The sequence below is a fragment of the Rhodococcus sp. BH4 genome, assembly GCF_002079265.1.
GTDB lineage: Bacteria > Actinomycetota > Actinomycetes > Mycobacteriales > Mycobacteriaceae > Rhodococcus_F > Rhodococcus_F qingshengii.
This window is the reverse complement of the sequence record NZ_CP014941.1, coordinates 1,418,955-1,431,047: the sequence shown is the minus strand read 5'-3', so window position 1 is coordinate 1,431,047 and position 12,093 is coordinate 1,418,955. Positions and strand designations below refer to the sequence as shown.

At 65.3% G+C, this 12,093-nt stretch carries 7 protein-coding genes; 5 read left to right on the top strand and 2 right to left on the bottom strand.

Annotated features, from left to right (window positions below):
- Positions 1-123 precede the first annotated feature (123 nt).
- Positions 124-2,403 (bottom strand): IniB N-terminal domain-containing protein, encoded by a 2,280-nt coding sequence (locus A0W34_RS06645; RefSeq protein ID WP_081557507.1) that lies wholly within the window; start codon positions 2,401-2,403, stop codon positions 124-126.
- Between the two features lie 335 nt (positions 2,404-2,738).
- On the opposite strand from A0W34_RS06645, the gene A0W34_RS06640 reads away from it, so the two are divergent.
- From A0W34_RS06640 to A0W34_RS06620, 5 genes are all read left to right on the top strand, one after another.
- The gene (locus A0W34_RS06640) at positions 2,739-4,466 is read left to right on the top strand and encodes an Hsp70 family protein (protein ID WP_042452235.1); all 1,728 of its coding nucleotides are present in this window, start codon (positions 2,739-2,741) and stop codon (positions 4,464-4,466) included.
- A gap of 14 nt (positions 4,467-4,480) precedes the next feature.
- Positions 4,481-6,916, top strand: a complete 2,436-nt coding sequence (locus tag A0W34_RS06635; protein ID WP_081557506.1) for a LuxR C-terminal-related transcriptional regulator — start codon at positions 4,481-4,483, stop codon at positions 6,914-6,916.
- Between the two features lie 111 nt (positions 6,917-7,027).
- Positions 7,028-8,275: a hypothetical protein gene (locus A0W34_RS06630; protein WP_081557505.1), complete on the top strand. Its 1,248-nt coding sequence runs from the start codon at positions 7,028-7,030 to the stop codon at positions 8,273-8,275.
- A 109-nt stretch (positions 8,276-8,384) separates the two neighbouring features.
- On the top strand, positions 8,385-9,725 hold the full coding sequence (locus tag A0W34_RS06625; RefSeq protein ID WP_054187118.1) for a S1 family peptidase: 1,341 nt from the start codon (positions 8,385-8,387) through the stop codon (positions 9,723-9,725).
- Between the two features lie 225 nt (positions 9,726-9,950).
- Positions 9,951-11,261, top strand: coding sequence for a S1 family peptidase (locus A0W34_RS06620; protein ID WP_054187117.1), 1,311 nt, complete (start codon positions 9,951-9,953; stop codon positions 11,259-11,261).
- A gap of 79 nt (positions 11,262-11,340) precedes the next feature.
- Here A0W34_RS06620 and A0W34_RS06615 read toward each other — a convergent pair whose 3' ends face one another.
- On the bottom strand, positions 11,341-11,991 hold the full coding sequence (locus tag A0W34_RS06615) for a glycine zipper family protein (protein ID WP_003943407.1): 651 nt from the start codon (positions 11,989-11,991) through the stop codon (positions 11,341-11,343).
- Positions 11,992-12,093 lie beyond the last annotated feature (102 nt).

Sequence of the window (12,093 nt, the reverse complement as noted above, 5' to 3'; positions counted from 1 at the left end):
AGCTACGTTGACCCGCAATTCTTCCCGACTCGAATATCCGGCCCTGCGAACGCATAGCGCACGCAGGGGCCGGATTTGTTACATCAGGTCATTTTGACCGATTTCAGTTCCTGCGTCAGCAGATCAGGGATGCAGGTGATCGACAACCGCTACCGGGTCGATGGGATCGACCGGCGCTGCAACCGAATCCTCGGCGAAGAGCGAGTGTTCGGTATCGGCGCTCAGACCCGAAGTGGAACCCGAACCGAAAGCATCGGTCGCATCGATCGACGACCACGGGTTCAGCGCACCGGTCAACGAACTCGTCAGATCGGACACTCCGCTCACTGCTCCACCGAGGGATCCGCCCAGGTCAGCGACTCCGCCGCCGCCAACGGTACCGCCGCCGTCGACTGTGCCACCGGCAGCTGCGGCTGCGTCGGCACCGATCGAACCCGTCACGTCGGTGACTGCTCCGACAGCCCCGCCGAGCGATCCACCGAGATCGGTGACGCCGTTCAGTGCGCCGCCGAGCGACCCACCCAAACCGGCCGCAGCGTTCGTGGCCGCGTCGAGACCTGCTGTTGCGTCCAGCGCGCCGCCCACAGTTGCTCCGAGGTCGCCGGTCACACCGCCAAGGTTCAGGCCTTCTGCCGCGATGCTTCCGAGGTCGACGGAAGGCAGTTCAGCGGAGATCAGGCCGAGGTTCACAGCGCCGAGGTCGACGGAGGGCAAGTCGGCACCGATCGAACCGGTGTCGATTCCGCCGAGGTTCAGTGCCGTGTCCAGCGCTCCACCGAGTGCACCTTCGGCACCGAGAACGCTGTCGAGAGAGCCCCCCAGCCCGAGGCCCGCGCCCAGCGCACCGTCCAGCGCGCCGGTCAGGTCCGTGCCCACGGAACCGACAGCACCCAAGCCGCCTGCACCTGCGAGGGCGGTGTCGAGAGCCGCAGCGACACCGGCTGCCAAGCCTGCTTCACCGCCCAGACCGAGTGCACCACCGAGGTCGATTCCGGTAAGTCCGCCTGCGCCCAGCGCTGCGTCGAGAGCGCCGCCGAGACCGCCCGCGAGCCCGGCATCGACGCCGAGTGCCGAACCGAGAACACCCTCGAGGGCCGTCGACAGATTCGCGCCTCCGCCCAGAGCTGCCGCGAGGTCTGCGCCGAGACCACCTTCGAGGTCGAGTGCTCCCCCGAGCAGTCCACCGAGTGCGCCACCCAGGTCGGCTCCGACCGTTCCGCCGGCACCGAGGGCGCCGGAGAGTGCCGCGCTGAGCTGCGCGCCGAGGTCTGCGCCGCCGCCGAGTACGGCGTCGAGGTCGAGTCCGCCGCCGAGACCCAGTGCTGCGTCGAGTGCGCCGCCCAATGCAGTTTCCAGACCGCCGCCGACGCCGAGTGCTCCGCCGAGGGCGCCACTCAGGGCAGCACCGAGATCGAGGCCGCCCGCGATATCGGTGAGAACGCTGACATCCGTGATCGCGCCGAGGACGCCGCCGAGCGATGCACCCAGATCGGCGCCGATCGTGCCGCCGGCTCCCAGGACGCCCGAGAGCGCGCCGGACAATGCCGTGCTGAGGTCACCTGTCAGAGCGCCGGCAAGATCCAGGCCGCCGCCGAGTGCAAGAGCGGATTCCAGTGCGCCGGTCAGGCTCGCGCCCAGTTCGCCGCCGATGTCAAGGAGACCGCTGAGGTCTGCTGCGCCGCCGAGGAGTCCACCGAGAGCCAGGCCGAGATCGGCTCCGAGGTCACCACCGATGGCGAAGACGGGTGCGAGAGCTCCGCTGAGCCCTGCCGTCAGGTCGAGTCCGCCGACTGCGCCGATCGCGGCGTCGAGGGCTGCTCCCAGCTCCGCAGTCAGACCGCCGGTCACACCGAGGGCGCCGCCCAGAGCCGCGCTGAGCTGTGCGCCCAGATCGAGAGCTCCTTCGAGATCGAGTGCGCCGCCCAAACCGAGACCGGCTTCGATCACAGCGCCGAAGGCTGCGCCGAGTTCGGCACTGATCTCGCCACCGATGGCAAGCGCAGCGCTGAGGGCTGCTGCGAAGTCGCCGACCAGGTCGAACTGGCCGCCGAGGGCGCCTCCGACTCCGATTCCTGCACCGGCGCCGAGACCCAGGCTGCCGCCGAGGCCACCACCGAGACCACCGGTGAGTCCACCACCGAGACCACCGCCGAGTCCGAGACCGCCGCCGATTGCACCGGCAGCGGACGCACCGGCGTTGACGATCGCGGACAGGTCGGCGCCGCCACCGGCAAAGAGTCCGGACTCGGCGACCAGCGGAGCGACCGCGACGATGTCGGCGGGGCTGACGTCGCACAGACCGGCAGCATCGAGTGCCGCGGTCGGGTTGGCGCAGTAGTTGGCAGCTGCCTCGTCGTCACGAAGTAGCCCGAGGATGAATTCGAGTACGGCGTTCGTTGCCATGGCGGGTTCTCCTGAAGTTCGTTGACCGGGTTGTTGCCGGTGGGTAGTTGCCGGTGGTCCGGAAACTGGTGCGCTGCCAGAGGTAGCGAGTGGAATCAACGCTAAGAACTTTTGCGACTGGGGCCAACGGGGAGCACCCCCCTCTTCTCCAGGGACAGGTGGGGAAGCCCCCCATTGGGCTACGCCCGGTCGGAATAGGGGATTTGCCCCGATTAGGGGATCGGTCCCCTACTTCGTCGCGACGCCTCCGATCCGGTAACGATCTAGGTCCTGAAACCGACATCGCAGACAACCGCGACAGTCCTTCTGTCGCCCACGACCAGGGGAGTTCGTTCATGGCGGCAGGGCTCGGCATCAGCATCGGTTCGGCCACTCTCGTAGCTGTCACCGACGGCTCGACCGGTGAAACGCAACAGGTCCGCTTACCCAGTGCGCTGCAATTGGACGACGGATCCGTCATCACCGGATTTGTCGAGCGCGTCGGGGACCCGATTCCGATACTTGCCGCCGACGGTACCGAGTACCGCGGCGAGGCTCTCGCGGCGACAGCGGTCGGCGCACTGGTAGACCAGGCAGGCGGTAACGAAGGGCCAACTGTCGTCCTGGCTCACCCGGTGGGGTGGAACCGCCACACAGCACGCACCATGGAGTCCGCTCTGGACGACGCCGGAATTCACGGGGCGACTCTCGTCGCCGAACCCGCAGCCGTCATGGCGTGGCTCGCCGCTTCCGGAACTGTCGTCAGCGACGGTCTGACCGTCGTCTACGACCTCGGTGCTCGCTCGCTCGACGTCACGATGATGTCCACGACCGACGGACGAAGCGAGATATTCGGTAAGCCGCTGCGCAGCGAGGACATCGGCGGCGACGAATTCGATCACCTCGTCACCGTTCACCTGCTCGATGCGGTTTCCGACCAGTTCGCAACCCTTGATCCCTTTGCACCCGAGACGATTGCAGCGCTGGAAACTCTGCGCGAGCATGCCCGCGCAGCCAAGGAGGAACTTTCCACCGAGACGGAAACCGTTGCCCGCGTGGCGCTTCCCGGTGCCGTCAGCGACGTTCGACTCGTTCGTTCCGAACTCGAAGATCTGATCCGGCCCGCCCTCACCGAATCGGTGGCATTGGTTCGCGAAAGCCTGCGATCTGCCGGCGTCGAGTCCAGTGACGTCAATCAGGTTGTCCTGGCCGGCGGAAGCTCGTCCATTCCCCTTGTCGCCGAACTACTGTCGGCGGAGCTTCGTGTCCCGGTGATCGCCGACGCCGATCCAGCGTCGAGCGCGGCGTCCGGCGCCGCGGCCCTCGCACTCGACGCCAGAGACTCGCAAGTACCGGCCGCCGCCACTGCAGTGATTCCCGCCGAGCCGTCTCGCAAGCCCGCACCAGTTCCCGCCTTCTCCACTCCGTTGCTTGCCGAGCCGACCGAAGAAGAGAACACGGCGACTCGACGCTCGTCGAGGGTCGGCGTCGTTGCTGCAGTGGTGGGAGCATTCATCGTGCTCGCCGCAGGCGGGCTCGGAATCGGAACTGCCATGGACAAGATCAACGTTCCGTCCAGTTCGGCGAACACCACCAGCGAGTCCACCTCCTCGACCGCTTCGACCACCGCGGGCTCTACTCCCGGCAGCACCACGGCAGCGGAAGCGGCAGGCACCGGATCCACGACTGCGAACAACGGCACTCAAAGCAATCAGCCCGGTTCTCCTGCTGCCGCAGGCGGCTCGACGACGGCGCCGGGGGCAGTTCCGGTTGCCGGCGCACCGGCGGGATCCTCGCCCGCACCGGGCGAGACCGCTCCGTCGGCGCCTGCACCTGCCGCACCCGGCGCCCCGGCGCCCGCACCTGCTCCCGCCCCGGCACCAGCACCCGCACCCGCGCCTGGAGCCGGCGTCGGGACCGGTGTCGGTGACGCTGCGACCGGCATCGGAAACGGAGTCGGCGGTCTGGTCGACGGTGTCGGCAACGGAGTCGGCGGCGTGGTCGGAGGTCTCGGTAACGTCGTCGGTGGTGTCGGAAACGTGGTCGGTGGTGTCGTCGGCGGCGTCACCGCACCGATCCGCTGACCGGCGGTCTTTCGATGAACCGTGACAACGGCACCGAATCGTCGTTCATCGCAGGACTTTTGCGCGACGTCGACCTGACTGCATCGCCACTGCGCCTGTTCGTCACCGGGACCGATGCCAGCGCTCGGCCCCAAGTGACGAGGGTTGTACGGAAGCGAATCGAATCGGGTGACAAGCCCGTGGTCACCGCAGTCACGCATGACGTCCCCGCCGACGCGATTGTGGTGATCGCGGACGCGCAAGCTCTGACCTCCGATGAAATCCGTGCCCTGAAAGAGCTTGTCCAACGTGACGACCTCGGAGTTGTCGTAGCCTCCGATCGGATCGATCCACCATTCGCACCGATCTACTCGAACATCTCGAGTTTCGGCACCGTGTTGCATCTGAACCCGTTGAACCGAAACGATATTCGGAAGATCGCGGCCGAGCGAAGAGTCCCGCTCGACGACCGCGCCGTGGTGGCGCTCGAGCATCTGTCCGGTGGTTCCTTCGGGGCGATCGAAGCGTACTTCGCCGCCGCATCGGCAGGCCGCCCGGAAATGCCGAACGCCATACGCACACACATCCTCCACCAGGTCACCGCTCTGCATCCGATCGAGCGCGAGATCCTCGAAGTTTCACTCGCCGTCCCGGACATCGACGCCTTCGAGCTCGATCTGGGACAGGAGAAGTTCAGCCTCACAGCTGCATTCGACCGGGCACTGGCGACCGGACTGTTCGGTTCGCGATCACCACTCGTCGCGAGCGTGCTCGCCGAGTCGACGAGCACCGGGCGTATCCGCAGCGAGCTGATCAGAATCGTCGAATCACGCGCACACACGAGAACCCTCGATATCGACACAGCACGAAGACTTTTCGACTCCGGAATCCGCCACCGCGATCTCACGGGTGTACTACGAGACGCCGTCGAGGCGAGCACGCCGGCGGTCGCGGCAGATCTCTTTCGCCGCGTGAATTCGATCGAGCCTCTCGGCGTGGCCGACACGCTGCTGTACGCCCAGGTCTCGGCTCGCAGTGGTGACCTCGACACTGCCTGCCGTCTGGCCGATTCCGTCATCGCCGCACCCGATCTCGACGACGCGAGATTGGCTGCGGCGGTGCGAATCCGCGCAGCTTCGTCCGCAGCATGCGGCCAACTCGGCGCCGCTGCAGATCTCTACACCTGGCTGGGGCCCGGGCGCACCGGAAACGAATCCCCCTTCGCCGCAATCACTTTCCTCGGCATCGGCAAGGTCGATGACGCGAACGCGGCGCTCACCGGACACACCGGATCACCGTCGAGCTCGACGGTCGGCGCTACCACACTGGCCAACGGACTGATGCAATCGGTCACCGGGAGCGCACCGAGTGCGCTCAACACGATGTCGCGCGCACTCTCGCTCCCCGGCGGAGCCGACACATCTGAATTCCAGCCTGATTCCGCCCCGGCGCTGGTAGCTCTTGCACTCCTGCACAACGGCGCCCATGAACGGGCCGCCGCTGTCGTCACGTCCGCGATCGCCGCCGACGACGCAAGCAGTCACACGTGGGCACGACTTCACCTTCTCGGCGCCTGGATCGCGATGGTCCGCGGGCAGGACGCGATTCTCGAAGACCTACCGCAGGAGGTAGTCCGCGGCCCCCTCCGCGAGCGTGACGCACTGTTTCTGCATGCTCTGATCGTGGGTCTCGCTCGGCGTTCCGGCGATCTCGCCCAGCTGCGTCGAGCTTGGTCGGGCGCGGCAGGCACCCTCTCGTCCTGCAGCGTTGATCTGTTCAATCTGCTTCCCATCGGCGAACTGTGGCTCGCGGCAGTACGGCTCGAGGAGACCGAGCAGGTCGAGCATCTCGTCGACGACGCGCGCTCACTCCTCCGCGCGCTCGGCGAGCCGCCGCTGTGGTCGTCGCCGCTGCATTGGTACGGCGTCCAGGCGTCGATCCTCTCGCAGTCGCCGGCCGATCTCCTCCCACACGCCCATACACTCGCCGAATCAGCCAAAACTCACACTTACGCAGCCGGTTTGGCGATCGCCGGACGCCAGTGGCTCCTACTCATGCAAGGCAACGTCGACGCAGACGGTGTCGAAGCCGCCGCACGAACGCTCAGTCGGATCGGACTCCCGTGGGACGCCGCTCGCCTCGCCGGCGAAGCAGCGCTGCGCACCCCGGACACCAAATCGGCCACGGCACTGCTCCACGTTGCGCGCTCGCTACGCACAACGTCGACGGCCGAGACAAGTGCAACCGATACCGCCACAAGTGCGGCGCCACCGTCGGTGCTGACCGAGCGCGAACAAGAAGTTGCCGAACTCGTCGTCGTCGGACTGACGTATCGGGAAATCGGCGAACGCCTCTACATCTCCGCTAAAACCGTCGAGCACCATGTCGCACGGATCAAGCGGCGCGTCGGGGCGCAGTCTCGTTCGGAACTGCTCACCATCCTTCGCAGCATGACACCGCCGAACAAGTAGTTAGCTGCATATTGTCCAGAGGGTTGCGTATATTCGTTTAAGTGATAGTTTTCACAGGAATCAGGGCATGCCTGCCGAGCAAAGTTCGGTAACTGTGAAACGGGGATCGCTATGAAGTGGGGAGTCGGACTCGCCGTCGGCAACAAACGAAGCATTGCTGCGATCGCGAGACCTGACTCGGAGCTGGTGACCCTCGAACGCGAATCGGTTCTGCACCACGCCCCCGACGGCACCGTGCAGCTAGGCGGAACCGCGGCGGGGTCCACCGGGTTGCGCGGGTTCCTCGACAGGGTCGGCACCGACGATACCGACAACTTCTCCGAGCACATGACGCGAGGGGAGGAACTGGTAGCGACAGCAATGTATTGCCTGGTCAAGGAAGTCCGAACACTCACCGATCAGAACCTGAACATCTCTGCGGTGATCCCCGCGGGTTGGTCGAGCGATTCCGTCGACGTACTGCGCGGCGCACTCGACAGCATGAATCTCGACGGCGTCGAACTGATTTCAGAAGATGAAGCCTCTGCGGCTTGGCTCGCGGATCCGGACGCCGACGACCGTGCTGCTCGCGGAGCCGCAGCGTTGGCCGCACCCTTCTCGATCACCTCTACCCGTCCCGAACCCCAGCCAACCGATTTTGAGCCAGAAGACACCCCCGAAGAGTTTCCGCCGTTCGTTCTGATCGAACCGGAGCCGGAATCCGGCGTGGAGGCACCGGTCACGAAAGAACCGAGCATCGACGGTTGGCTGAATCGCCAGTGGCGGTCGGAGCGCCGACCGATCATCGCCGCAGCAGCCGCCGCAGTCTTTCTGACGGTGTCGGGTTGCGCGGCAGCGGTCATCATCGGACACACTCCGACCATTTCAGCACCCAGGATTCTCGACGCACAATCTTCCCTGTCCCCCGGGACGGACACAGCTGCCACCCCGACGAGTTCATCCGGGACAGGCACGCAATCAGCGACCTCACCCCCACCGGAAGTACCCGCTCTCGGCGCGCAGCCGACGGCGCAGTCGTGGGCATCCGAAGCGGAATCGACCTCATCCGAATCCCAGCCCATTCCGGTGAGTCCGGGCACCGGTACAGAGAAATCCACTACGGCGAACGTCCCCGCGCAACAGGGATCGCCGATCACCATCCAGATCGATCCCCTTCGGATCGAGAACCTGCCGCCGGTCGTCGGACCGCTGGATCCGGTCGATCCGGATACCCCGGACACTCCCGCCGTGACCGCCCCCACTGATACACAGACAACGCCGACGCAGCCGTCCAACCCGACCGACACAACCGATCCGGTGGTTCCGAATCCCGACATGCCCGTCATGCCATTGGCCCCGAGACCCGGAATGCCAAGTTAGACAGAATAATTCGACTTGCCGACAACAGGCACATATTCGTCGTCGAAACTTTTCCCCTATGGTGGGTGCGGTACCTACCGGCTCGGTGCCGGGGACTTGAAGGGATTTCATGCGTAACTCGTTGGCGATCCGCACCGCTGTGGTCGGCGCCTCGGCACTACTGCTCGCAGCTCCATTCACCACGACGGCATCGGCAGAGCCCGCCTCCGACACGCATGTCGAACAGCTCGGGGCAGATCAGCTTCCGGCTGAGCTGATCGAGGCGATCACACGCGATCTGAAGATCTCCCCACAGGAGTATCTGGACCGCGCTGCCAAAGCTCAGGAACTCGGTGCATACGCCCAGGAATTCAAGTCCGAGCGCCCTGGCGACTACGCCGGCTCGTGGATGGGACTCGACGGTCAACCCGTCGTAGCCGTCACCACCACCGAAGCTGCACGCATCGCGGCCGACGACGGTTACCGCACGCACGTCGCCCCCGTCTCCGCCGACACCCTCGAGAAGACGCTGGCCGATGTCAACGGATGGATTGCCGGGCTGCCCAAGGAAATCTCACGCGCAGTCAATTCGGCGACTATCGACGTCCTGAACAACCAGGTCGTCATCGACGTCGCGAACAGCCCCGTCGGGCAGGCGCTCAATCTTCCGACCCTGCTCGAGAACACCAAGATCGTTCTCAGCCCGGACGGCGGCGGATCGGTTGATCCCGGAGCACTCGGCGGCGACACCTACATCACGTCGACAGGCCCCATTCGCGAGACACCGACCGAGAACATCTCGGTCTGCTCGTTCGGGTTCAACGCCGTCGACGATCAGAACAATGCTCTCAATATCAGTGCCGGACACTGCAATCCGGCCGAGGGTTCGAAGTCGCCCGTCTACCTGCCGAATCACGCGAACGTCGACGACAGTCAGTTGATCGGAGCATTCTCACAGTCTTCCGTCGGCAACAACGCCGGCGATCTCGATTACTCGGTCATCAAGTTCGACCAGTCCGGCATCGACGCGGGCCTCGACCGTGCTGCCGTCCGCGGTGCCAACGGGACCACCCTCGCGATCACCGGAACGGCACGTCCCGTGATCGGCGCTCCCATCTGCAAGTCCGGCCAGACGTCGTCCTTCACCTGTGGTGTCGTGGCAGCCGATCGCGTCGAAACTCAACTGGTCATGGCGGACGGTGATTCACGAACCGTTCGCGGATTCGCCGGCACCGCGTGCACCCTCGCCGGGGACAGTGGCGGCGCCATCGTCTCCGGAACCTTGGCTCTGGGCATCACCAGCGGCTCCAACAGCAGCGGAGCACCCAGTTGCAACGAAGCGAACCTGGTACTGGCGACCTCCGGTGGAACCTCGAATCTGGGTATTCCGGTCGGAGACATCCTCGACGCGGCGGATCGCGCTTCCGGTGGCGGTGTCGGTGCCGGAATCCGCGTCCGCACTGCAGGTTGACCAACCACTGATTCACGCACTGTGCCCGCCGATCCGTTTCGCGATCGGCGGGCACAGTGCTGTTGTCGGTCGGGGTCAGCGCTGTCTGCTCATGTAACGGGTGGGAATAGCGCGTTCGAACCCATATAGTCATGGTCGACTGTGATCGGCTCACCACAAGTCCGTGAGCCGTATCCGTGTGCTCCCAGGGGGGTGGTACGCGGTCAACGAAGTGGAAAGGCCCACATGCGAAGCTCCATCGCACGTCGCGCCGCAGTGTTCGGTTCGGCCGCGCTGCTGCTCCTCGGACCGATTACCGCGGTCGCGAACGCAGAACCGAACGAATCCGGGGTATCCGATCAGGCAGCCCATCTGCCCGTCGAACTCGCCGAAGCCCTACAGCACGACTTGGCGCTGACGCCCGACCAGTTCGTCTCGCGTTCCGAACTCGCGCAGAAGCTCGCGGAGTTCGCCGCCATCGCGCGCGTCCAGTTTCCCGACTCTTTTGCCGGAGTGTGGCTCGACGACCTCGGCAAGGGCATCGTCGCTCTCGCTGACGGTCGCGACAAGGATGCTGCCCGCGAGGCCGCCGAGAAGGCCGGTTTCGAGGTCAAGGACGTCGCGCAGAGCGAGCAGGCTCTGCAAGGTCAACTCTCGGCACTCAACACCTGGCTCGATTCGCAGCCTGCCGAGGTCGCAGACCTCGTGCGTGGCATTGCCGTCGACGTCGTCGGCAACGGAGTCGCCCTCACCGCCGATCCTGCCGCCGGCATCGAATTGCCTGAGTTCCTGAAGCGGACCGTCGTCCATACCGCTGCTCCGCTACTGGTTCCCCCGATCGTCGCGGACCTCATCCCCGCAACCGGATCCGCAACCGGCGACGCCGCACTGGGCGGAGACGCCTTCGGCGCAACCTCCGGTAACACTGGACTGCGTTGTTCGTTCGGCTTCAACGGCACCGACGGTTCAGGACGCACAGTCAACATCAGCGCCGGTCACTGCGATCCCAACCGTGCCGCTGCCGGCACCTCGAACTCCAGCCAGGTCTTCCCGATGGTGAACAACCAGACCGGGCCCCGCGTCGGGTACTTCGCCAAGAGCAGCTTCGACGGGCGCGACTACTCGATCATCAACATCGACGACAACGCGAAGTACCGCTTCGAGAACAACAGCGTGCGGGTCCCGTTCAACCGCTCGGTCAACATCACCGGTACCGCCGATCCTGTCGTGGGCGCCCCGGTCTGCAAGGCAGGATCGACCACAGGCTTCAGCTGCGGCGTCGTCACCGGCGTCAACCGCGTCGCAAAGGTTTTGGATCACACCCTCGACAACGGCTTCACCACCAACATCTGCGTCCTGCAGGGTGACAGCGGTGGCCCCATCGTCTCCGGAACGTTGGCAGTGGGCATCACGAGTGCGTCCAACGTCGCCACCTCTCCCCTGTGCGAGATCGCTCAGGCAGAGACACTGTTCGGGCAAGAAGCCCCGACCCAGTACGCGACGCCGATCAACGACATCCTCGCCGCCAACCCAGGCCTGAAGGTTCGCGACTACTGATCACACGCATTCCTCGAGACAGCAAAACGGGCGCCACACCTTCTGAAGGTGTGGCGCCCGTTTCGGCATTCGTGACGTTCTACTGGAAGAGAGTTGTTCCAGCCGGAGCGTTCAGAACCTTGATCAGGTCCAAGCCCGCGACGACGGCGGTTCCGCCACCGGCGAGGATGGTACCGGCGACTCCACCGATACCGGCCCCTGTGACCATGCCGGGCAGGCAGCCGACGACCAGGCCGGGCAGACCCACGATGCAACCGATGACCGCCCCGACGATCGTGCCGGTGAGGCTACCGATCTGCGTGGCAAGCCCGAGCTGTGACTGGAACTTCTCGATTGCCTTCTGATCCTCGTCAGGCGAAGCAACCGGGGTGAACTCGGCAGCGACCGGCTTCGGCTTGGAGCTGGCCGGGTCCAGGTTCGGCTTGAGGGTGAGGGTCTTGCCGTCCTCACTGACGGTCTCGTCGAACGGGAACTGAACGTCGCCGAGGTTGAACGCGAGCGGAAGGCTCACGAGAGTTGCGCCCTGGCTGTTCTGCAAGTCGACGTGAGTTCCGTCGCCCGAGACCCGGAATGCTCCGGCGTCGATGGTGGTGACAACGGCCTGGTCGACGACCTCGGCGGTGTACGAAACGTCGGGTGACGTCTCCGGAGCTGCGTAAGAAGTACCTGCAGCGATGCCCGTAGCGGCAATGGTCATCGCTGCGACGGCCGCAGCTTTTCGAATGAACATTTTTGATCCTCCCCGGGATCGGGCGGGCGTCAGTCGATGACTCACACCACCCGTTTCCCCTGTGCGTGACGGGCGTAACGATAACAGCCGGTCGGTTGTTCT

Coding starts and splice junctions, on each gene's coding strand:
- A0W34_RS06620 (WP_054187117.1), top strand. CDS start 9,951: ATGCGAAGCTCCATCGCACGTCGCGCCGCAGTGTTCGGTTCGGCCGCG.
- A0W34_RS06630 (WP_081557505.1), top strand. CDS start 7,028: ATGAAGTGGGGAGTCGGACTCGCCGTCGGCAACAAACGAAGCATTGCT.
- A0W34_RS06615 (WP_003943407.1), bottom strand. CDS start 11,991: ATGTTCATTCGAAAAGCTGCGGCCGTCGCAGCGATGACCATTGCCGCT.
- A0W34_RS06625 (WP_054187118.1), top strand. CDS start 8,385: ATGCGTAACTCGTTGGCGATCCGCACCGCTGTGGTCGGCGCCTCGGCA.
- A0W34_RS06645 (WP_081557507.1), bottom strand. CDS start 2,403: ATGGCAACGAACGCCGTACTCGAATTCATCCTCGGGCTACTTCGTGAC.
- A0W34_RS06635 (WP_081557506.1), top strand. CDS start 4,481: ATGAACCGTGACAACGGCACCGAATCGTCGTTCATCGCAGGACTTTTG.
- A0W34_RS06640 (WP_042452235.1), top strand. CDS start 2,739: ATGGCGGCAGGGCTCGGCATCAGCATCGGTTCGGCCACTCTCGTAGCT.